20 protein-coding genes and 2 tRNA genes are annotated in these 21,666 nt (G+C 64.1%); 13 read left to right on the top strand and 9 right to left on the bottom strand.

The window, feature by feature from the left end; all coding sequences use genetic code 11:
• Window positions 1-73: 73 nt before the first annotated feature.
• Genes pncB through rmuC form a run of 4 tightly spaced genes read left to right on the top strand, consistent with a single transcriptional unit; the run spans window position 74 to window position 4,942 of the window.
• Complete coding sequence (gene pncB, locus EUB48_RS12695; protein WP_142819462.1) at window positions 74-1,258, top strand: nicotinate phosphoribosyltransferase; 1,185 nt, start codon at window positions 74-76, stop codon at window positions 1,256-1,258.
• A 6-nt stretch (window positions 1,259-1,264) separates the two neighbouring features.
• Entirely contained in the window at window positions 1,265-2,587 is a 1,323-nt protein-coding gene (locus EUB48_RS12690) for a sodium:proton antiporter (protein ID WP_142819461.1), read from the top strand.
• Between the two features lie 12 nt (window positions 2,588-2,599).
• Window positions 2,600-3,586 carry a 2-hydroxyacid dehydrogenase gene (locus EUB48_RS12685; RefSeq protein ID WP_142819460.1) on the top strand — a complete coding sequence of 329 codons (987 nt, stop codon included), beginning with the start codon at window positions 2,600-2,602 and terminating at the stop codon, window positions 3,584-3,586.
• Window positions 3,587-3,595: 9 nt separating this feature from the next.
• Entirely contained in the window at window positions 3,596-4,942 is a 1,347-nt protein-coding gene (rmuC, locus tag EUB48_RS12680; protein WP_142819459.1) for a DNA recombination protein RmuC, read from the top strand.
• A gap of 57 nt (window positions 4,943-4,999) precedes the next feature.
• On the opposite strand, the gene EUB48_RS12675 is transcribed toward rmuC, so the two are convergent.
• The 5 genes from EUB48_RS12675 to earP form a co-directional block, all read right to left on the bottom strand.
• Complete coding sequence (locus EUB48_RS12675) at window positions 5,000-5,863, bottom strand: LOG family protein (protein WP_142819458.1); 864 nt, start codon at window positions 5,861-5,863, stop codon at window positions 5,000-5,002.
• Window positions 5,864-5,873: 10 nt separating this feature from the next.
• Window positions 5,874-6,764: a ribose-phosphate diphosphokinase gene (locus EUB48_RS12670; RefSeq protein WP_142819457.1), complete on the bottom strand. Its 891-nt coding sequence runs from the start codon at window positions 6,762-6,764 to the stop codon at window positions 5,874-5,876.
• Window positions 6,764-8,365 carry a thymidine phosphorylase family protein gene (locus EUB48_RS12665; RefSeq protein WP_142819456.1) on the bottom strand — a complete coding sequence of 534 codons (1,602 nt, stop codon included), beginning with the start codon at window positions 8,363-8,365 and terminating at the stop codon, window positions 6,764-6,766. Before EUB48_RS12665 ends, EUB48_RS12670 begins: the two co-directional genes overlap by 1 nt.
• Before the next feature lie 122 nt (window positions 8,366-8,487).
• Window positions 8,488-9,042, bottom strand: coding sequence for an elongation factor P (gene efp, locus EUB48_RS12660; protein WP_142819455.1), 555 nt, complete (start codon window positions 9,040-9,042; stop codon window positions 8,488-8,490).
• Window positions 9,043-9,150: 108 nt separating this feature from the next.
• Window positions 9,151-10,233 (bottom strand): elongation factor P maturation arginine rhamnosyltransferase EarP, encoded by a 1,083-nt coding sequence (earP, locus tag EUB48_RS12655; RefSeq protein ID WP_142819454.1) that lies wholly within the window; start codon window positions 10,231-10,233, stop codon window positions 9,151-9,153.
• Between the two features lie 75 nt (window positions 10,234-10,308).
• Between earP and uvrC the strand changes: the two genes are divergently transcribed.
• From uvrC to EUB48_RS12610, 9 genes are all read left to right on the top strand, one after another.
• On the top strand, window positions 10,309-12,312 hold the full coding sequence (uvrC, locus tag EUB48_RS12650) for an excinuclease ABC subunit UvrC (protein ID WP_142819453.1): 2,004 nt from the start codon (window positions 10,309-10,311) through the stop codon (window positions 12,310-12,312).
• 51 nt (window positions 12,313-12,363) lie between these two features.
• Window positions 12,364-12,930, top strand: coding sequence for a CDP-diacylglycerol--glycerol-3-phosphate 3-phosphatidyltransferase (gene pgsA / locus EUB48_RS12645; RefSeq protein ID WP_142819452.1), 567 nt, complete (start codon window positions 12,364-12,366; stop codon window positions 12,928-12,930).
• Window positions 12,931-12,940: 10 nt separating this feature from the next.
• Window positions 12,941-13,822 (top strand): DMT family transporter, encoded by an 882-nt coding sequence (locus EUB48_RS12640; RefSeq protein WP_142819451.1) that lies wholly within the window; start codon window positions 12,941-12,943, stop codon window positions 13,820-13,822.
• A gap of 39 nt (window positions 13,823-13,861) precedes the next feature.
• Window positions 13,862-14,947: a tartrate dehydrogenase gene (locus tag EUB48_RS12635; RefSeq protein ID WP_142819450.1), complete on the top strand. Its 1,086-nt coding sequence runs from the start codon at window positions 13,862-13,864 to the stop codon at window positions 14,945-14,947.
• A gap of 289 nt (window positions 14,948-15,236) precedes the next feature.
• Window positions 15,237-15,509 (top strand): HU family DNA-binding protein, encoded by a 273-nt coding sequence (locus EUB48_RS12630; protein ID WP_077560765.1) that lies wholly within the window; start codon window positions 15,237-15,239, stop codon window positions 15,507-15,509.
• 15 nt (window positions 15,510-15,524) lie between these two features.
• Window positions 15,525-15,600: transfer RNA gene (locus EUB48_RS12625), tRNA-Val, on the top strand.
• Between the two features lie 59 nt (window positions 15,601-15,659).
• The gene (locus EUB48_RS12620; protein ID WP_142819449.1) at window positions 15,660-17,597 is read left to right on the top strand and encodes a SurA N-terminal domain-containing protein; all 1,938 of its coding nucleotides are present in this window, start codon (window positions 15,660-15,662) and stop codon (window positions 17,595-17,597) included.
• Window positions 17,598-17,625: 28 nt separating this feature from the next.
• Window positions 17,626-17,701 (top strand) — tRNA-His (locus EUB48_RS12615).
• 113 nt (window positions 17,702-17,814) lie between these two features.
• On the top strand, window positions 17,815-18,603 hold the full coding sequence (locus EUB48_RS12610; protein WP_142819448.1) for a DUF5677 domain-containing protein: 789 nt from the start codon (window positions 17,815-17,817) through the stop codon (window positions 18,601-18,603).
• Window positions 18,604-18,668: 65 nt separating this feature from the next.
• Here EUB48_RS12610 and EUB48_RS12605 read toward each other — a convergent pair whose 3' ends face one another.
• Genes EUB48_RS12605 through bioB form a run of 4 tightly spaced genes read right to left on the bottom strand, consistent with a single transcriptional unit; the run spans window position 18,669 to window position 21,640 of the window.
• A complete protein-coding gene (locus tag EUB48_RS12605; protein WP_142819447.1) occupies window positions 18,669-18,905 on the bottom strand; it encodes a hypothetical protein in 237 nt (78 codons plus the stop codon).
• A gap of 7 nt (window positions 18,906-18,912) precedes the next feature.
• Complete coding sequence (panC, locus tag EUB48_RS12600; protein ID WP_142819446.1) at window positions 18,913-19,764, bottom strand: pantoate--beta-alanine ligase; 852 nt, start codon at window positions 19,762-19,764, stop codon at window positions 18,913-18,915.
• Between the two features lie 20 nt (window positions 19,765-19,784).
• On the bottom strand, window positions 19,785-20,603 hold the full coding sequence (gene panB, locus EUB48_RS12595) for a 3-methyl-2-oxobutanoate hydroxymethyltransferase (RefSeq protein WP_142819445.1): 819 nt from the start codon (window positions 20,601-20,603) through the stop codon (window positions 19,785-19,787).
• An 8-nt stretch (window positions 20,604-20,611) separates the two neighbouring features.
• Window positions 20,612-21,640 carry a biotin synthase BioB gene (gene bioB / locus EUB48_RS12590; protein WP_142819444.1) on the bottom strand — a complete coding sequence of 343 codons (1,029 nt, stop codon included), beginning with the start codon at window positions 21,638-21,640 and terminating at the stop codon, window positions 20,612-20,614.
• Window positions 21,641-21,666 lie beyond the last annotated feature (26 nt).

The following is a 21,666-nucleotide window of genomic DNA, read 5'->3' as shown; positions in this document are numbered from 1 at the left end:
CCTACGGCCGACGAACGTGAATCCCCTACACTGTGAAACATCGCCCGTAGATGGGCGCGCCGCACAGCCCCTCATGATCATCACCAGCCTTCTCGACACCGACCTGTACAAGTTCACCATGATGCAGGTGGTGCTGCACCAGTTTCCGGGTGCGCAGGTGGAGTACCGGTTCAAATGCCGCAACGCCGGCATGAACCTGGCGCCCTACGTGGGCGAGATCCGCGAGGAGATTCGCGCACTGTGCAGTCTGCACTTCCAGGATGCCGAGCTGGACTATCTGCGCGCCATGCGCTTCATCAAGAGCGACTTCGTGGATTTCCTCGGGCTGTTCCACCTCAACGAGAAATACATCACCGTCACCGCGCTGGCATCCGGCGAGATCGACATCACCATCCTGGGACCGTGGCTGCACACCATCCTGTTCGAGATTCCGGTGCTGGCCATCGTCAACGAGGTGTATTTCCGCAATACGCAAAAAGCGCCGGACTTTGCGGAAGGGCGCCGGCGGCTCGAGGCCAAGATCGAACTGCTGCAAGGGCCGGGCCTGAGCGAGCTCAAGATTGCCGACTACGGCACGCGCCGGCGCTTTTGCAACACCTGGCACGAAGAGGTGCTGCGCACCTTGAAGAGCCGGCTGGGCACCGGCAGCGCGGGCCAGCTCGCAGGCACCAGCAACGTGCTGTATGCGATGAAGCTGGGCATGACGCCGCTGGGCACGGTGGCGCACGAGTACCTGCAGGCCTGCCAGGCGCTGGGCCCGCGCCTGCGCGACAGCCAGGTGTTCGGCCTGGAGCGCTGGGCCATGGAATACCGCGGCGACCTGGGCATTGCGCTGTCCGACGTGTATGGCTTCGACGCCTTCCTGCGCGACTTCGATATGTATTTCTGCAAGCTGTTCGACGGCGCGCGCCATGACAGCGGCGACCCGTTCGCCTGGGGCGAGCGGCTGATCGAGCACTACAAAAAGAACCGCGTCGATCCGCGCACCAAGACGCTGATCTTCAGCGACAGCCTGACCGTGCCGCGCACCATCGAGCTGTACCAGCAGTTCCGCGGGCGCTGCATGCTCGCCTTCGGCATCGGCACCAACCTGACCAACGACCTGGGCTACGAGCCGCTGCAGATCGTGATCAAGATGGTGCGCTGCAACGGCCAGCCTGTGGCCAAGCTGTCGGACACACCGTCCAAGAACATGTGCGACGACGTGAAGTACCTGGCCTACCTGCGCCAGGTGTTCGAGATCGCGGCGGACGACTGATTCGTGATGTCCGCGCTCTGGGGCATCCCGTTTGCGGGCATCCTGCTGTCGATTGCGCTGTGCCCGCTGCTCGCGCCGGTGTTCTGGCACCACCACTTCGGCAAGGTCGCCGCCGCCTGGTCGCTTGCGTTTTTGCTGCCGTTCGCGGCACTGTACGGTACCGATAGGGCCAGTGCCAGCCTGGTTCATGCGCTGGTGGCCGAATACATTCCGTTCATCATTTTGCTCACCGCCCTGTTCACGGTGGCGGGTGGCATCTTCGTTCGCGGCAACCTGCATGGCAGCCCGGGGCTGAACACGGCGCTGCTGGCGATCGGCGCGGTGCTGGCCAGCTTCATGGGCACCACCGGCGCCTCCATGCTGATGATCCGCCCGCTGATCCGCGCCAATGACAACCGTGCCCGCAGCGCGCATATCGTGGTGTTCTTCATCTTCATCGTGTCCAACGCGGGCGGCTCGCTCACGCCGCTGGGCGATCCGCCCCTGTTTCTCGGGTTTTTGAAGGGCGTGGATTTCTTCTGGACGGTGCGCCACCTCTTTGCGCAAACGCTGTTCCTGGTGGGCGCTCTGCTGGTGATTTTTTTCGTGCTGGACCGCTGGCACTACCAGCGCGAAGGTGTGCTGCCGGTCGACCCCACGCCCGACACCCGCCGGCTCGGTTTCGACGGCGCCATCAATTTCTGGTTGCTCGGTGTGGTGGTCGCCCTGGTGCTGATGAGCGGCTTGTGGAAGCCGGGCATCGTGTTCGAGATCGGCGGCACACCGCTCACACTGCCCGGACTGTTGCGCGACGCGGGCCTGATCGTGGTGACCCTCGTCTCCCTGAGAGCCACGCCTGCCAGCGTGCACGCCGACAACCAGTTCTCGTGGGGCCCGATGGCCGAGGTCGCCAAGCTGTTCGCGGGCATCTTCCTGACCATCATTCCCGTGATCGCGATGCTGCGCGCCGGCACCGGTGGCGCGTTCGGTGCCGTCGTCTCCGCGGTCACGCGGCCCGACGGCCAGCCCGACCCCGCCATGTATTTCTGGGCCTCGGGCGTACTCAGCTCGTTTCTGGACAATGCGCCCACCTACCTGGTGTTCTTCAACACGGCCGGCGGCGACGCGCATCTGTTGATGACCGACATGGCGGCCACGCTCGCCGCCATCTCCGCCGGCTCGGTCTTTATGGGGGCCAACAGCTACATTGGCAACGCGCCGAATATGATGGTGAAGGCGATCGCCGAGCAGCGCGGCGTGCGCATGCCCAGCTTCTTCGGCTACATGGCATGGGCGGGCGCGGTGCTGATTCCCCTGTTCATCGTCATGACTTTTATCTGGTTCCGTTAACTATTCAACTTTATGAGCAAGCCCAAGATCCTCGTTGCCCACGCCATCTTTCCCGAAACCATCGCGCGCCTGCAGCAGCACTTTGAAGTCGAGACCAACCAGGCCGACGAAGCCTGGCCCAAAGCACAATTGATCGGCAAGCTGCAGGGCAAGGCCGGCGCCCTGACCACCGGCGCCGACCGCATCGACGCCGGGGTGCTGGCCGGCTGTCCCGACTTGAAAATCTGCGCCAACATGGCGGTGGGCTACAACAATTTCGACGTCGATGCGATGACCGCGCGCGGCGTGCTGGCCACCAACGCGCCTGACGTGCTGACAGAGACCACGGCCGACTTCGGCTTTGCCCTGTTGATGGCCACCGCGCGGCGCATCACCGAGAGCGAGCATTTCCTGCGCGCCGGCCAATGGAACACCTGGCGCTACGACATGTTTGCGGGTGCCGAGGTGCATGGCACCACGCTGGGCATTCTGGGCATGGGCCGCATCGGGCAGGGCATCGCCAAACGCGGCGCGCACGGCTTTGGCATGAAGGTGATCTACCACAACCGCTCCCGGCTCGACGCGGCAACGGAGCTCGAATGCAAGGCGCGTTTTGTGTCCAGGGAAGAACTGCTGCGCAGCGCCGACCACCTGGTGCTGGTGCTGCCGTACTCGCCCGCGTCCCATCACGCCATCGGGGCGGCCGAGCTGGCCCTGATGAAGCCCACGGCCACGCTGATCAATATTGCGCGCGGTGGCATCGTGGACGACGCGGCGCTGGCGCTGGCCCTGCGCGAGAAGCGCATTGCCGCGGCCGGGCTCGACGTGTTCGAGGGCGAGCCGCGCGTGCACTCCGATTTGCTGAGCGTACCCAACGTGGTGCTGACGCCGCATATCGCCAGTGCCACCGTGCCCACGCGCCTGGCCATGGCGACCCTGGCGGCCGACAACCTGATCGGCTACCTGACACAAAACAAGCCGCTCACCCCGTTGAATCCTGCGGTGTTGGCTATCAAATAAATAGCATTCATGACGCATCCGGAATTTTGGCTGCCCGCACTGCTGGCGCTCGTCAACCTGTTGTTGCTGGTCTGGCTGCTGGTGAGAAAGCCGCCCGATTCGGGCCGCGCCGAGCTGCTCACCACGCTGGGTGCCGCGAACGAGCGGCTCGAACGTGAGCTGCGCCGCGAGATCAGCGAGTCCTCGCGCGGAGGCCGCCAGGAGTTGACGCAAACCTTCGGCACCTTCCAGCAGACGCTGGTGCAGCAAAGCGCCGAGGCCGTGCGCACACAGAACACGCAGATCGACGCCTTCGGGCAGCAGCTCGCCCTGTTGCAAAAGACGCTGTCCGACACGCTGAGCACCCAGCTTTCGGGCTTGAGTGAATCCAACGCGCGCCGCCTGGGCGAGGTGCGCGCTACCCTGGAGGCGCAACTGGCCCAGCTGCAGCAGTCGAACGCCGCCAAGCTCGACGAGATGCGCCAGACGGTGGACGAAAAATTGCAAACGACGCTGGAGGCGCGTCTCGGGCATAGCTTCAAGCAGGTGGCCGACCGGCTGGAGCAGGTGCACAAGGGACTGGGCGAGATGCAGACGCTGGCGCAGGGCGTGGGCGACCTCAAGCATCTGCTGACCAACGTGAAGACGCGCGGCATCTTTGGCGAGGCGCAACTGGCCTCGCTGCTGGAGCAGGTGTTCGTGCCCGACCAGTATGCGGCGCAGGTGGCGACACGCCCGGGCAGCAAGAACGTGGCGGACTTTGCCATCAAGCTGCCGGGCCGCTCCGACGATGGCGCGCCGCTGTGGCTGCCGATCGATGCCAAGTTTCCGAACGAAGATTACGAGCGGCTGCTCGACGCGCAGCAGCGCGCCGACGTTCAGGGCGCCGAGGCCGCGGGCAAGGCGCTGGAGCTGCGCATCCGGCTCGAGGCCAAGTCCATCGCCGAGAAATACGTCGAACCACCGTACACCACAGATTTCGCGATTTTGTTTTTGCCTTCCGAGGGCCTGTACGCGGAGGTGCTGCGGCGTCCCGGGCTGATGGACGTGCTGCAGCGCGAACACCGCGTGACGCTGGCCGGTCCGACCACCTTGCTGGCGATGCTGAGCTCTCTGCAAATGGGTTTTCGCACGCTGGCGCTGGAGAAGCGCTCCAGCGAGGTATGGCAGGTGCTGGGCGCGGTCAAGACCGAGTTCGGCAAGTTCGGCGACGTGCTGGCCAAGGTGAAGTCGCAGACCGAGACTGTGCTCAACACCCTGAGCAGCGCCGAGCAGCGCAGCCGCGTCATGGGCAAGGCCCTGCGCAATGTGGAGGCGCTGCCCGAGCTGGAATCCGCCCGGCTCATCCCGCTGGACAAGGACCCGGACGATCATTGATCCGACCGTCCTGCGTGGCCGGCGCGCCGGCCACGGGGACGCCAGCTGTCGCCAACGCTACAGTTCGTAAAACGTCTTGATGGCGTCCCAGGCGTCCTGTGGCTCGTTCACATACGTAAAGAGTTTCAGGTCTTCCGGCGCAATGACGCCCTCTTCAATCAGCAGGTCAAAATCAATCAGCCGCTTCCAGTAGTCGGAGCCAAACAGAAGGATGGGCACCGGCCTGGCCTTGCGTGTCTGCACCAGCGCCAGGGCTTCAAACAGCTCGTCGAGCGTGCCGAAGCCGCCGGGAAAAGCCACCAGCGCCTTGGCACGCATCATGAAATGCATTTTGCGCATTGCAAAATAGTGAAACTTGAAGCTCAGTGAAGGCGAGACGTAGGGATTTGAAGACTGCTCATGAGGCAGTGCAATGTTCAGGCCCACGTTGGGCATGCCGATTTCGTGGGCGCCGCGGTTGGCCGCTTCCATGATGCCGGGTCCGCCGCCAGTGCAGATAAAGAGCTGCTCCCTGAGCGGGCGCGATTTGCTGTAAGCCGCCACCAGGCGCGCAAACCGCCGGGCCTGGTCGTAATAGCGCGAATTGCGCAGATGCTGCTCGGCCAGCGCCAGCGCAGCCGCGTCACCGGTCTTTCGTGCCAGTGCCAGGCTCTCTTGCGCCGTCTCGGGGGCTGGAAAGCGTGCGCTGCCAAACACCACGACGGTGTTTTCAATGCCCTGCGCGTGCTGCTCTATTTCGGGCTTGAGCATCTCGAGCTGGATGCGCAGGCCGCGCGTTTCGCGCCGCAACAAGAATTCGGGGTCGGCAAAGGCCACGCGGTAAGCGTCGGCCTGCAGCGGGTTGCCCTGCTCGGAATACGCCTGCAATTCGGCCCAGGCGTCGGCGAGGGTGCGTTCGTTGAGTTTGTGAGGGGTGTTCATGCGGGGACTGTCAATGGGTTATGCCGGATAATGCGGCGGCGATAAGCGGTGCCACGCTGACCGCATTGCTTGAATGGCTGATGCAATCGGTGCTCCATACCTCGCCCACGCCGGCGTCAAGAATGACCTGCAAGGCGTCGCCCGCAAACAGGGCGTGCGTCACGGCCACATCAACCGAAGCCGCGCGGGCCGCCAGCAGCAGGCGCGCGGCGCCTGCAAGGGTCTGGCCGGTGCTTGCGACATCATCGAGCAAGACCACGGCACGGCCGGCGACGTTCACGGGTGGCAGCTCCATCTCGACGGTGCGGTCGCCGTGGCGGACCTTGCAGCACACCGCATATTCAAAACCGTGTCGCGCGGCGGCCTGGGCGACCCACTGCGCCGACTCGGCGTCCGGTCCTACCAGCAGCGGCCGCTGCCGGCGCCCGGCGATCAGATCGGCCAGCAGGGCTGCGCCGGTCAATGCAATCGCGTGGGGCACCGGTATCGCCTCCCGCAGCGTAGCGACGCGATGCAGGTGCGGGTCCACGGTGATCACGGCGTCGAACAGGTCCGCGAGAAAGCGCCCGACGATGCGCTGGCTGACCGCTTCACCAGGGAGAAATGCCACATCCTGGCGCATATAGGCCAGGTAGGGCGCCACCAGCGTCAGGTGCCGTGCTCCCAGCTCACGCGCGGTGCGGGCGGCCAGCAGCAGCTCCAGCAGTTTTTCATTGGGATGGTCAAGCGTGCGCAGCAGCACCACGCTCTCGGGCAGCGATGCCGGAAGGCGCAGCTTGAACTCGCCGTCAGGAAAGCGGTGGCGCCCGAGAGGGGCCGACGCCAGGGCGGCTGCGCCGGCAAGCCGCAGCGCGCTTTCGTGCTCGTCTTCAAAGTACAACAGCAAGGCAGCCGCCGTCATCAGAACTCCACAAACACGTGCGGCACCTCGTCAGCGCGACCAATCGTGTAGCCCGTGGACTGGCTGCAGGCGCGGCGCGCAAACTCCAGGTCCGCGGGGAATCCGGCATGCACGCGGTACAGCAAGGTGCCAGTCTCCACCGCATCCCCCAGCTTGCACAGCAGATCCACACCCGCATTCTTGACCTTGGGAGCGCCGGCGAAGCGGGCAATCCGCGCCAGTTGCAGATTGTCGAACCCGGCCACCACGCCGGCCTCGGGTGACCGCACTTCAAAGGTCAGCGCACCGAGTTCGGGGTTGTTGTGGTCGAAGGATTTGCTGCCCTGGGCCTGGATAAGGTCATTCATCTTGGCCAATGCGCGGCCCGAGTCAAGAATGTCGCGTGCAATGGCAAAACCGTCGCCGCCACGCACGTCCGGATCGCATTCAATGAGACGGCCGGCCAGCCGCAGGCCCTTTTGTCGCAGGTCCACGGGCGCGCGCGGGTCGTTTTCCAGTACGCGCATCACGTCCCGGGCTTCGAGCACGGGGCCGATGCCGAAACCGATGGGCTGGCGGCCGTCGGTGATCACCACGTCAAGCGACAGGCTCATGCGTTTGGCGACGTATTCAAACAGGCGGCGCAGGCGCTGGGCATCCGCCATGGAGCGCACCTTGGCGGTCGGCCCGATCGGGATGTCGAGCACCAGATAGTTGGAGCCGGCGGCGATCTTTTTTGACAGGATGGAGGCCACCATCTGTCCGGGGGCATCAAGCGCCAGGGGCCGCTCCACGGAGATCAGCACTTCATCGGCCGGCGAGAGGTTGGCTGTGCCGCCCCAGGCGATGCATCCGCGGTGATTGCGCACGATCTCCTGGAGTTGTTCCACAGGCAACGCCACATTGGCCAGCACCTCCATGGTGTCGGCGGTGCCCGCTGGCGAAGTGATGGCGCGCGAGGAAGTCTTGGGACACAGCATGCCATGTGCTGCGACGATGGGCACGATCAGCATGGAGGTGCGGTTGCCGGGGATGCCGCCGATGCAGTGCTTGTCCACCACCAGCGCCTCGTGCCAGTCCAGCCGGCGTCCGGCCTCGATCATGGCCTCTGTCAGAAAGTGCACCTCCTCGCGGTCCAGGTCATCGCGGTGGGTCGCCACCACGAAGGCTGTCAACTCGATTTTGGAGTAGTGGTGCTCCGCGACGTCGCGCATGATGCCGCGTAAATCTTCCAGCCCAAGGCGTTCCCCGCCGAGTTTGCGGTGCAGTGCGCCGATCGACTCGGGCGGCTCCGCCTGCGATACCGTGACGCTCTGGCTGCCCGTCACTTCCATCTGGGCATAAGCGGCCATGGAAAGGCCGAGTTCGCCGCACGACACGATGTTCTCGTCATCCACCACGTTCAGGGTGGCCAGAATGCGGTGTCCGTTGGCCCGGACTTCCACCTTCGAGAGCGCCTGGAAGCCTTCGGCTCGATAAATCTCGCAGTCGCGGTGCAGGTAGGCCACATTTTCGGGGTAGGTGTCGATCAGCACCCGGCGCAGCGAAAGTCGGGCCGGGCCGACGGGACTGCTGTCTGGCACCGGGCAGGCAGCGGACGGTTCGGCAGTCACTTTGTTCATCAGGATAGCCTACACTGAATTTGCGCTGCGGTTAGCGTGGCCGGCGGCGACAAATTCAGCGTTCAATCAAAAAAGGCTTGCATCGCGGCAAGCCTTTTGCGTGCAGCGGGGACTGCAATGCCTCAGACGCGCTTGCGGTACTCGCCGGTGCGCGTATCGATTTCGACCCGGTCGCCCTGGGCCACGAAAATCGGCACGCCGATCTCGAAGCCGGTGGCGATCTTGGCGGGCTTGAGCACCTTGCCGGACGTGTCGCCCTTGACGGCGGGCTCAGTCCAGGTGATCTCGCGCTCGACGCTGGTCGGCAGCTCCACCGAGATGGCCTTGCCGTCGTAGAACACCACTTCCAGCGGCATGCCGTCTTCCAGGTAGTTCAGGGTGTCGCCCATATTCTCGGCTTCGACTTCGTACTGGTTGAATTCTTCATCCATGCAGACGTACATCGGTTCGGCAAAGTACGAGTAGGTGCAATCCTTCTTGTCGAGGATGACCTGATCGATCTTGTCGTCGGCCTTGAACACGACTTCGGTGTTGAAGTTGGCGATCAGGCTCTTGAGCTTCATGCGTACGGTGGCCGAGTTGCGGCCGCCGCGGCTGTATTCGGTCTTGAGCACAACCATCGGGTCTTTGCCGTGCATGATGACGTTGCCGGCGCGGATTTCTTGAGCGATTTTCATAGGGTCTTGAGAGGAGGTCTTGAGAAACGTGTCAGGAGGTGGGGCCGCCCTGGTGGCAGGAAGCGTTTCCTGCCCAACCGGCATGTCGATTCCACTGAGCTTTCAATTTTAACGGTTTTTCAGGACGAACTGCTGCAACTGGTGGGTCAGGTCGTCCTGCGCCAGCAGCCGCTCACGTGCCGCCACTGCCATCGGGCCCCAGGCGGCGCCGTCGATGGGTGGCAGGCCGGCGGCGCTGGCGCCGTTCCAGACCTGGTGGAATTGCCGCAGCGACGCGGGTGCCTGCAGCCAATCCAGAAATGCCTCCAGCTTGCCGTGGTGGACCGCGTCGTCCTGCGGGTAGATCTGCCAGATGAAGGGCTTGCCGGCCCACAGGGCGCGTACCAGCGAATCCTCGCCGCGCACAAAGTTGAGGTCGCAGGCCCACAGCAGGTGGTCGAAGTCAACCTGACTGAGGGCCGGTAAATACGAAATTGATAGCTGCTTGCGCTTGTTCCATAAGGGCTGAAGCCTGTTTTTATGCTCAATCGCGGCCCTCGTTGCCGCTGCCGCGCGTCCCGGCGTGACCAGCAGCCGGGTGGGCTGCGCGCCGTCTGCCAGTTGATCGAGCAGGCCCTCCAGGGCCGGGGGTTCGTAACAAAACAGTGACACCAGCCGCTCGCCTTGAGGGTCGACGCCCAGTCGCGCCAGCCATGTGGCGCGGTTGAATTCAAGCTGGCGGTGGGCCAGGCCAGGTTCGCGCAGCAGCCCGCCGGTGTGCGCCGTGAAGCCGGGGTAGAAAAAATACTTGGTCAGGCCCGCGCCCGGACCGCTCATAACCGGCGAGGGCAGGCCGTGGGCGCGCTCGACGAAGCTCTCCGCGGACAGGTATTCGAGGTTGATCCATACGGGTTTTCGGCCTGTAGCCCTTACCCCATCTACGCATGCAGCTATGAACTCAGGAGCGATCTCGCAGCCGAAGGCCTCCACCAGCACGTCGGCCGGTGGCCGCCCGGTGGGCTGAAGCGACTGCGCCCAGGGCAGCACCGTGACGCCCGGGCAGCCGCCCGGTGCCATCCAGCGCAGGGCCGAGGCGTCATCCACCCACAGCCGCACCTGTTCGCCGCGTGCGGCCAGGTCGGCGCTGAGCCGCCAGCACGCGCCGATGTCGCCAAAGTTGTCGATGACCTTGCAGAAGATGTCCCACAGCATGGGGGCGATTGTGACCCGGCCTATTCCAGCCCCGGCGCTGTGTCAGCCTGGCTGCAGGAACGACAATACGGTGGTATGTCAGACACGCATTCCGAACAACTGCTGAGCGAGGTCGCGGCGCTGCCGGCGCTGCCCGGCGTGTACCGTTACTTCGACGCCGACGGCCAACTGCTGTATGTCGGCAAGGCGATCAACCTGAAAAAACGGGTTTCGAGCTATTTCCACAAAGACCATGGCGGCACGCGCATCGGCCACATGGTGAGCAAGATCGTGCGCATGGAGACCACGGTGGTGCGCTCCGAGGCCGAGGCGCTGCTGCTGGAAAACAACCTGATCAAGGTCTTGAACCCGAAGTACAACATCCTGTTCCGGGACGACAAGAGCTACCCCTATCTGAAGATCACCGGCCCGCGCGACAAGGCCGGGGCGGGGGCGCCGTCAGCGGCCAGTTTCCCGCGCGTCGCCTATTACCGCGGTGCGGTCGACAAGAAGAACCGCTACTTCGGCCCGTTCCCCAACGGCTGGGCCGTGAAGGAGTCGATCCTGCTGCTGCAAAAGGTGTTCCGCCTGCGCACCTGCGAGGACACGGTGTTCAACAACCGCACGCGGCCCTGCCTGCTGTACCAGATCAAGCGCTGTTCGGCGCCCTGCGTCAATTACATCTCGCCCGAGGCGTATGCGCAGGATGTGCAGGATGCCGAAAAATTCCTGCAGGGCGAGACCCAGCAGGTACTCGATGCGCTGCAGGCCCGCATGATGGCGCATGCCGAGCGGCTGGAGTTCGAGCAGGCGGCCGAGCTGCGCAACCAGATGTCGGCGCTGTCGACCGTGTTGCTGCAGCAGGCCGTGTACAACGTGTCGGACAAGGACGTGGATATCCTCGCGGTGCAGGTGCACGGGGGCCGGGCCTGCGTCAACCTGGCCATGGTGCGCGGCGGCCGGCATCTGGGCGACCGGCCCTACTTTCCGGCGCAGGTGGAAGATGCCACGGGCGTGTACCAGGCGGACGTGGACGATGAGTTGCCGCCGGTCAATCTGTCGGTCGAGGTGCAGGTGCTCGAAGCCTTTATCGCGCAGCACTATATCGACGTGCCGGTGCCGCCCACGCTGATCACCAGCGAGCCGGTGAGCAACGCCCTGATCGAGGCGCTGTCGCTGCAGACCGGCGTGCGGATCAGCGCCGTGCACCAGCCGCGCGAGCAGCGCCGCATCTGGCTCGAGATGGCGCAGAAAGACGCCGGCATCGCGCTGGCCCGTTTGCTGGCCGAGGAGGGCTCGCAGCAGGCCCGCACGCGCGCGCTGGTCGATGCGCTGGGGCTGGTGCCGGACCAGCTCGATGCCTTTCGCATCGAATGCTTCGACATTTCCCACACCGCGGGGGAGGCCACGCAGGCCTCGTGCGTGGTGTTTCAGGGCCACAAGATGCAAAGCGCCGAGTACCGCCGCTACTCGATCGACAACATCACGCCGGGCGACGACTACGCCGCCATGCGCCAGGTGCTGACGCGGCGCTACAGCAAAATGGTGGAGGTTATCCGGCAAGCCGAAAACGCGGGCCCGGGCCCTTTGGGCGCAGCCGCTGAGGGATCCGGCGATGACGCCGCCGCGGCGCCGCCCGTCAGCACCGTGCGCTTGCCCGACCTGGTGCTGGTGGACGGTGGCAAGGGCCAGGTCAGCATGGCGCGCGAGGTGTTCGCCGAACTGGGCATTGACCTCGGCCTGATCGTGGGTGTAGAAAAGGGCGAGGGCCGCAAGGTGGGTCTGGAAGAGCTGGTGTTCGCCGATGGCCGCCCCAAGGTGTACCTGGGCAAGGATTCCGCCGCCCTGATGCTGGTGGCGCAGATCCGCGACGAGGCGCACCGCTTTGCCATCACCGGCATGCGCGCCCAGCGGGCCCGGGTGCGCGTGGGTGGCAGCAAGCTGGAGGAAATCCCGGGCATCGGTCCGAAACGGCGCGCCCGGCTGCTGCAGCGCTTTGGCGGGATTCGGGGTGTGGCCGGTGCCAGCGCGGAGGAAATTGCCACGGTAGAGGGCATCTCGAAGGAGCTGGCCGCGGAAATCTACCGGGCGCTGCGATGAGGCTCGCGGGCCGGCCCGTCGGCGATCGCCGGCCATGACACAATCGCACCCATGTTTCTGACCATCCCGACCATCATGACCTGGACGCGCATCGTCGCGATCCCGTTAATTGTCGGCGTGTTCTACCTGCCCATCAGCGAGCCCAGCCGCAACCTGGTGGCCACGGTGATGTTCATGCTGTTCGCCGCCACCGACTGGCTCGACGGCTACCTGGCGCGCAAGCTGAACCAGGCCTCTTCGTTCGGCGCCTTCCTCGACCCGGTGGCCGACAAGTTCCTGGTCTGCGCCTGCGTGCTGGTGCTGGTGTATTTGCAGCGGGTCGACGTGTTCGTGGCGCTCATCATCATCGGCCGCGAGATTGCGATCTCGGCGCTGCGCGAATGGATGGCCCAGATCGGCGCGTCCAAGAGCGTGGCAGTGCACATGATCGGCAAGCTCAAGACGGTGGCGCAGATGGTGGCCATTCCGTTCCTGCTGTTCGACGGCCGCCTGTTCGGGCGCATCGACACGCACCTGTGGGGCACCTGGCTGATCTGGATTGCGGCCATCCTCACGGTCTGGTCCATGGTGTATTACCTGCAAAAAGCGCTGCCCGAAATCCGGGCGCGCGTGAAGTGACGTTGCAGCCATGACGTCGGCGGCCCGCGACGACGCCTTCACGCGGGCCATGCCTGCGGTGTTTGTCGTGATCTGGAGCACCGGCTTCATCGTGGCGCGCTACGGCATGCCATATGCCCCGCCGATGAAGTTTCTGGCGCTGCGCTATGCGCTGTCCATTCTGTGTTTTCTGCCCTGGATCGTGCTGGCGCGCGTGGCCTGGCCGAAAACGCGCGCGCAGTGGCTGCACCTGGCCGTCACCGGCGTGTTGATGAACGGCGGGTATCTGGGCGGTGTCTGGGCCGCCGTCAAGGCCGGCATGGGCTCGGGCCTGTCGTCATTGATCGTGGGCCTGCAGCCGGTGCTGACCGCCGTCTGGCTCTCGGGCACGGGCGGGCACGTGACGCGTCGCCAGTGGGCCGGCTTGACGCTGGGCTTTGCCGGGCTGGCGCTGGTGGTGTCGCGCAGGCTGGGGCAGGGCGGCGAGGCCGACTGGTTCAACCTCTCTCTGGCTACCATGGCGCTGTTCAGCATCACGGCCGGCACGCTGTACCAGAAGCGGTTTGTGGCGCCCTGCGACGTGCGCTCGGCCAATGCCGTGCTGCTGGGCGCGGCCTTGCTGGTCACGCTGCCATTTGCGCTGCTGGAGCAGGAGGTCATGCAATGGAACGCCGAGTTGGCCGGGGCCATGGCCTGGTCGGTACTGGCGTTGACGCTGGGCGGCAGTTCGCTGTTGTACCTGCTGATCCAGCGCGGCGCGGTGGCGTCGGTCACCAGCCTGATGTACCTCGTGCCGCCCGCTACGGCACTGATGGCCTGGCTGCTGTTTTCCGAGCCGATCACGCTGGTGACCGTGATCGGCACGGCGCTGACGGCGATCGGTGTCAGCCTGGTAGTGCGAACGAGGCGCTGAGCCGGGCCAATTTGTGGCGACAGTCAAGGAGCATGGAACATGAGCAGGAAGCGAATCGCGGTCATCGCCGGCGACGGTATCGGCAAGGAAGTGATGCCCGAGGGTATCCGGGTGATGGACGCCGCCGCGCGCAAGTTCGGCATCGATCTGCAGTTCGATCACTTCGATTTTTCGAGCTGGGACTACTTTGAGCGCCACGGCAAGATGCTTCCCGACGATTGGAAGGCGCAGATCGGCGGCCACGACGCGATCTACTTCGGGGCCGTCGGCTGGCCCGAGAAAATCGCCGACCACGTGTCGCTGTGGGGCTCGCTGCTGCTGTTTCGCCGCGAGTTCGACCAGTACGTCAACCTGCGGCCCGCGCGCCTGATGCCCGGCATCATCGCGCCCGTGGTGCGGCGCGACGGCAGCCCGCGTGCGCCCGGCGAGATCGACATGGTCATCGTGCGCGAGAACACCGAAGGCGAGTACTCCAGCATTGGCGGGCGCATGTACGCCGGCACCGAGCGCGAGATCGTGATGCAGGAGACGGTGATGTCGCGCATTGGCGTCGACCGCGTGCTGAAATTCGCCTTCGAGCTGGCGCAATCGCGCCCCAAGAAGCACTTGACCAGCGCGACCAAGTCGAACGGCATCGCGATCACCATGCCGTACTGGGACGAGCGCGTGGCCGAGATGGCGAGAGCCTATCCGGCAGTCAGCGTCGACAAGTTCCACATCGATATCCTGACCGCGCACTTCGTGCAGCGCCCCGATTTCTTCGACGTCGTTGTGGCCAGCAATCTGTTCGGCGACATCCTGAGCGACCTGGGCCCGGCCTGCACCGGCACCATCGGCATCGCACCGAGCGCCAACCTCAATCCCGACAAAAAATTTCCGTCGCTGTTCGAACCCGTGCATGGCTCGGCCCCCGACATTGCGGGCAAAAATCTGGCGAACCCGATTGGCCAGATCTGGTGCGGCGCCCTGATGCTGGACTTCCTGGGGTACCGGCAGGCCCACGATGCCGTGCTGGCCGCCATCGAGAAAGTACTGGACCCCCAAAGCGGTGCGCCGCGCACGCCGGATATCGGCGGCAACGCGGGCACGGCCGATCTCGGCCAGGCCATCGCGGGCGTTTTGTAGCAGTGTTCGAGACTTGTCAATCCGCAAGATTTGCAAGCGACTGTGGCGAATCGGCACGCCAGGCGTCAAGGCGCGGCGTAAATCTGTCTAAAATCGCCGCTTGCGCCGTTGTAATGCTGCGAGCTGTATTGACACCATGGCAGTCCATGGCTCTAATCTGACGCAGCAGCGGGCGCTGCCACCAAAAACTCCCTGAAGGTTTGAGAGAATCAACAGATCGAAGTCTCAAGCCTCGGGAGATTTTTTTGAAACACATCCAGATCAACTTTTTTCAAACGAGGGGCCCCTTGTGAATAAGACAGAACTCATTGAGCACATTGCAAAGCATGCAGACATCTCCAAGGCCGCGGCCACACGCGCACTGGAGTCCACCATTGGCGCTGTCAAGACGACCTTGAAAAAAGGCGGCTCGGTGTCGCTGGTGGGTTTTGGCACTTTTGCGGTGGGTAAACGCGCGGCGCGCAGTGGGCGCAACCCGCGGACCGGCGCTGCGATTAAAATCAAGGCAGCCAAGGTGCCAAAGTTCCGTCCAGGCAAGGCATTGAAGGATGCGTTGAACTGAGAACCCGTTAAGGTGGGGTGCTTAGCTCAGCTGGTAGAGCGGCGCCCTTACAAGGCGTAGGTCGGCGGTTCGAGCCCGTCAGCACCCACCACCGATGCAAAGGCGAACGGCTTGTTCGCCTTTTCTTTTTTTGTCTTTGAAAGATTGAGCATGTTTGAAGCTATCCGCAAGCACTCCAAAATCGTCCTGGGTTTGTTGTTCTTGTTGATCATTCCGTCCTTTGTGCTGTTCGGCATCGAGCGCAACCGCAACAACGAGAGTGCTCAAGTCGTGGCGACGGTGGACGGCCAGGACATCACGCAAAACGAGTGGGACAACGCGCACAAGAACGAAGTCGATCGCCTGCGCGCCTCCACGCCGACGCTGGACGCCAAACTGCTCGATTCGCCGCAGGCGCGTTATGCGTCGCTGGAGAGGGTCGTGCGCGACCACGTGCTGGCCGCGGCGGCCAGCAAATCCAGGCTCGTCACGAGCGACCAGCGGCTCGCACAGTCACTACAGGAAAACCCGACCATTGCCTCGCTGCGCAAGCCCGATGGTTCGCTGGATATGGACCGCTACCGGCAACTGGTTGGCGCCCAGGGGATGACGCCCGAGATGTTCGAGGCCGGCGTGCGCCGCGACCTGTCCGCGCGCCAGGTCATGGTGGGCCTGGCCGGAACCAGCTTTGCCACGTCTGCGCAGGCCGATGTGGCGCTGAATGCCTTTCTCGAGAAGCGCGAGGTTCAGGTCGCACGTTTCAACACCGCCGATTTCGCGAGCAAGGTGACGCTGACCGATGCCGACCTGGAGGCCTTCTACAAGAGCAACCAGGCCCTGTTCCAGGCGCCCGAGCAGGCCAGCATCGAATATGTGGTGCTCGATCTGGACACTGTCAAGAATTCAATCACGCTGAATCCGCAGGATGTCAAAACCTATTACGACCAAAATGCCGCGCGCCTGAGCGGCCAGGAGGAGCGGCGCGCCAGCCACATCCTGATTGCCGTGCCCAAGGGGGCATCGGCGGCAGAGCGCGAGAAGGCCAAGGCTCACGCGCAAGAGCTGCTGGCAATGGTCAAAAAAGCGCCCGACAGTTTTGCCGAGGTGGCCCGAAAAGATTCCCAGGATCCCGGCTCGGCGGCCAAAGGGGGCGACCTCGACTTCTTCACCCGCGACGCGATGGTGAAGCCTTTTGCCGATGCGGTTTTTGCGATGAAGAAGGGCGATATCAGCGACGTGGTGGAAACCGAATACGGCTACCACATCATCAAGCTGACCGACATCAAGGTACCGAAGCAGCGCAGTTTTGAGGAAATGAAGCCCGAGATCGAGGCCGATCTTAAAAATCAGCAGGCCCAGCGCAAATTCGCCGAAACGGCAGATGCCTTCACAAATGGCGTGTACGAGCAGGCGGACAGTCTCAAGCCTGTGGCCGACAAACTCAAGCTGCAAATCCAGACGGCGGCCAATGTGACGCGCAAACCGGCGCCCGGTGTGACCGGCGTGCTGGCCAATGCCAAATTTCTGGAGGCGCTGTTTGCCCCCGACTCGATCGACAAGAAACGCAACACCGAGGCGGTGGAAACGGCCCCCAACCAGCTGGTCTCCGGACGTGTGACCCGCTACACGCCGAGCCGCATCCTGCCGTTTGCAGAGGTCAAGGACAACGTGCGCCAGCGCCTGCTGGCCGTGCGAGGCGCAGCGCTGGCCAGGACCGAAGGCATGGCCAGACTGGCGGCGTGGAAAGCGAACCCGGCTGCGGCCGTGTTGCCGCCAGCCGTGGTGGTTTCGCGGGACCAGGCGCAAAACCAGCCCGGACCCGTCGTCGAGGCCATTTTGCGGGCCGACAGCACCCACCTGCCGTCGTTTATCGGCGTGGACCTGGGCGCGCAGGGCTATGCCGTCGCCAAAATCAACAAGATCATTCCACGTGAGCCGTCCACGGACGCCGCTGCCGCGCAGGAGCGCGCCCAATTCACGCAATGGGTCGCGTCGGCCGAGGCCCTGGCCTACTACGACCTCCTGAAAGAGCGCTTCAAGGCGACCATCAAGGTTCCCAAGCCCGTGGCGAAGACCGCAGAAGAGTTGTCGCAGGCGGCAACGCAGTAGCCGGCCCCGCTATAATCATGCTCAAACGGTGGCTGTAGCTCAGTTGGTAGAGTCCAGGATTGTGATTCCTGTTGTCGTGGGTTCGAGCCCCATCAGCCACCCCAGTATTCAAACCCCAGTATCCATGCGGCTTTCCAGTCGGTGGGAGTGCATGAAAAGGTCCTTTCGAGGGCTTTTTTTTCGCCTCCGCACCGGGGCGGTCTGACCAAGGTTTGTTATGGACTACCGCGACGCAGACGATCAGATTTTCGCCATTGTTGAAAAACACGGCCCAGAGGTTTTCCGTGACGGGTTGCAGACCGCGTACCCACAGACGCTCCGGGCTATGGCAATGTTCTGTGCAAAGGGGAACTCGCTCAAAACCGGGATGTTTGACACGGTGGACAGCAACAATCCCTATGCCTTCCGGGTGTTGTACCGCTCATTCTGCGAGCACTATCTGCGCTTCACGTACCTCTGGGCGCGGATGACAAAAGACAAAACTGATGAGGCGGGCACTGAGTACTACAGCTATTGCGGCGCAGTTGAGGCAATGGAGTACCTTGGTGCTTTGAAACTCGCAGATGCTTTGGTGGGAAATGATGGCGTCATGAACTATGCGGATGCGGTAGAGAAGCTCTATCCCGAGGCCGCGCACTTGAGCAAAAAGCAACTCAAGGATTTTTCCGGGAAGTTCAAGTACCGAGACATTCTTCGCTATCTGGCGGGAGAGGGCCTCCGTTTTGTATCTGGGAAAACGCCTTTCTTGTCGGCAATCGTGCCCGCCTACGCGCTCTATTCCTCTTTCGTTCATGGCGGTCCATACACGGACTTGGAGATGTTCGAGTACTCGCAGCCGGAAGCCTTGAAGGCTTGCGAAGAAGACCTTGAGGTCATCGTGATGATGAATGCAACGATCTTCATGATGACCACGATGGCGGTCACTTTCGCTAAAGGTGAGAAAGTGGACCACGTTGGAGGTAAAGTCAACGAAGTTCTCCGGCGATTTACGGTGGGCAAGGAGTAGGGGATTCCGGGCGAACCTCGGCGAGCCTGTGCAAATGCACCCCTAAGGATTGGATGGCGGGGCCTTCAGGAATCCTCATGGGCCTCTCTGTACTCCTCCACGTAGCCCTCTCCCAGAGCCTCGGCAAGTTGCGGACTGAACCGCTCAAGGGCCTGCCTGAAAATGTCCGGCTGGCGGTCTGCCATGTCTCCAAGGGCCTTCCGAAGGGCGGCGGTCATCTTTTCTATACGCTTTTCCTCCTCCTCTGGGGTCCAGTCTGCGTCGTCTTCAGCGGCTTGCCGTCGGGCGTCGTTCCACGTCATTTCCCAATCAGACTTCCAGATTGTCGATGAGTCGCGTTGCGCCCAACTTCGCGGCCCCCAGAACCACTACGGCATCGCCGGCCTGTGGTGGCTGCAGATCCGAGCGGCGGCGCACCGTCAGGTAGTCGGGCGTCCAGCCGCGCCGCGCAAGGGTCGCTGTGGCGCGCGCCTCGATCTCGGGTAGCCGCGCAGCGAGTTCAATGCCCGCTTCCTGCGCGTCGCGCGCCAGCTGCTGCAGCGCCAGAGGCAGCTGCACCGCCTCGGCGCGCTCGGTCCCGCTGAGATAGCCATTGCGCGAACTTAATGCCAGGCCATCGGGCGCGCGCTGGGTTTCGCTGGCGATGATCTCGATCGGCAACGCAAACTGCCGAACCATGTGGCGGATGACCATGAGCTGCTGGTAGTCCTTCTTGCCGAACACGGCCACGCGCCGGCCTTGGGCCTCGGAGAACACGCAGGCAAACAGTTTCATCACCACCGTGCTTACGCCCACGAAGAAGCCGGGGCGGAAATGACCCTCCAGGATGTCGGCCAGTTCGGCGGGCGGGTGCACCTTGTAGAGCTGCGGCTCGGGGTAGAGCTCTTTCTCGTTGGGCGCGAACAGGACGTCGCAACCGGCGTCAGCCAGTTTGGCGCAGTCCGATTCCCAGGTGCGCGGATAGGTGTCGAAGTCTTCGTGCGGCAGGAACTGCAGGCGGTTCACGAAGATGCTCGCGACCGTCGCATCGCCCAGCGCGCCGGCCTGCCGGACCAGTGCCATGTGGCCGTCGTGCAGGTTGCCCATGGTGGGCACGAAGGCTGGATGCTGGCTGTGCCGCAGAAGGTGCCGCAGCTCGGCAATGGTGTGGGCGATTTGCATGGTGCTGAATCGGTGTGAGTTCAGTAGGTATGAAGCGCGGGGTCGGGAAAGCTCTGGTCCTTGACGGCGGCGACATAACCGCGCACCGCGTCCTCGACGCTAGCGCTGCCGGCCATGAAGTTGCGCACAAAGCGCGGCAGCCTGGCCGCCGTGAGATTCAGCATGTCGTGCAGCACCAGCACCTGGCCGCTGCAATCCACGCCGGCGCCGATGCCGATCACGGGAATCGGCAGTGCGGCCGTCACGTCCCGGGCCAGCGTCGAAGGAATCAGCTCCAGCACCAGCATGGCTGCGCCGGCCTCGGCCAGTTCACGGGCCTGCTGCAGCAGCTGCGCGGCGCCCTCCATGTTGCGGCCCTGGACGCGGTAGCCGCCCAGTGCGTGCACCGATTGCGGCGTGAGCCCCAAGTGGGCGCAGACCGGAATGCCGCGCTCCACGAGGAAGCGCACAGTCTCCGTGGTCCAGCCTCCGCCCTCGAGCTTGACCATCTGCGCGCCAGCCTGCATCAATGTGACGGCGCTATGCAGGGCTTGGTCTTTCGATGCCTGGTAGCTGCCAAACGGCAGGTCGCCGATCACCCAGGCTGTCTGGTTGCCGCGTGCCACGCAGCGCGTGTGATAAGCCAGCTCGTCCAGTGTCACCGGCACCGTGCTGGCGTGGCCCTGCAGCACCATGCCCAGCGAATCGCCCACCAGCAGACAGTCCACGCCAGCGGTGTCGAGCAGTGTCGCGAATGTCGCGTCGTAGCAGGTCAGCATGGCGATCTTGTCGCCGGCCGCGTGCATCTCGCGCAGGCGGTGCAGGGTCAGCGGTTTGCGCAGGGCGGTGGCTTCGTTCATGCGAGGGCTTACTGGCTCAGGGGAACGGGCTGGCCCTGCTTCAAGCCCAGGCGTTGCAGCAGATCCAGGTCGGCCTGGGTGTCGGGGTTGCCGGTGGTCAGCAGCTTGTCGCCGTAGAAGATGGAATTGGCGCCGGCCAGGAAGCACAGGGCCTGGATGGCGTCGCCCATCTGCTGGCGCCCGGCGGACAGGCGCACGCGCGCCAGCGGCATGGTGATGCGCGCCACCGCAATCGTGCGCACGAACTCGAACGGATCCAGCGGCGCCTGCTCGGCCAGCGGCGTGCCCTGCACGCGCACCAGGTGGTTGATGGGCACCGACTCGGGGTAGGGCGCGAGGTTGGCCAGCTGTGCGATCAGGCCGGCGCGCTGGGTGTGCGATTCGCCCATGCCCACGATGCCCCCGCAGCAGACCTTCACGCCCGCGCCGCGCACGCGGCCCAGGGTGTCGAGCCGGTCCTGGTAGTCACGCGTGCTGATGATGTCGCCGTAGAAGTCGGGCGCACTGTCGAGGTTGTGGTTGTAGTAGTCCAGTCCCGCATCGCGCAGCGTCTCGGCGTGGCCGTCTTCGAGCATGCCCAGCGTGGCGCAGGTCTCCAGGCCCAGCGCCTTCACGGTGGCCACCAGTTCGGCCACTTTCTCGATATCGCGATCCTTCGGCGCGCGCCAGGCCGCGCCCATGCAAAAGCGCGTGGCGCCGGCGTCCTTGGCGCGCTGCGCGGCGACAAGCACCTCGGCCGGCTCCATCAGCTTGGAGGCTTGCACCCCGGTGTCGTAACGGGCCGCCTGCGGGCAGTAGCCGCAGTCCTCGGGGCAGCCGCCGGTCTTGACCGACAACAGCGTCGCGAACTCGACGAGCGTCGGGTCGAAGTTCGCACGGTGAATCGTCTGCGCGCGGTGCAGCAACTCCGGGAACGGCAGCTCGAACAGCGCCTGCACGTCCTCCACGCGCCAGCGTGGAGTAGCCGGTGCGACGGGATCAACCGGGGGGCGCGGCGGGCGGTGCAGGGTCACGGGGTGTTCAAGGGTGGCGGGCATTGTGGTCTCCAGTTAAGTGGGATTAT

This window comes from Rhodoferax sediminis (assembly GCF_006970865.1).
Lineage (GTDB): Bacteria > Pseudomonadota > Gammaproteobacteria > Burkholderiales > Burkholderiaceae_C > Rhodoferax_A > Rhodoferax_A sediminis.
The sequence above is the reverse complement of the archived record's forward strand: the minus strand, read 5'-3'. Positions and strand labels throughout refer to the sequence as shown.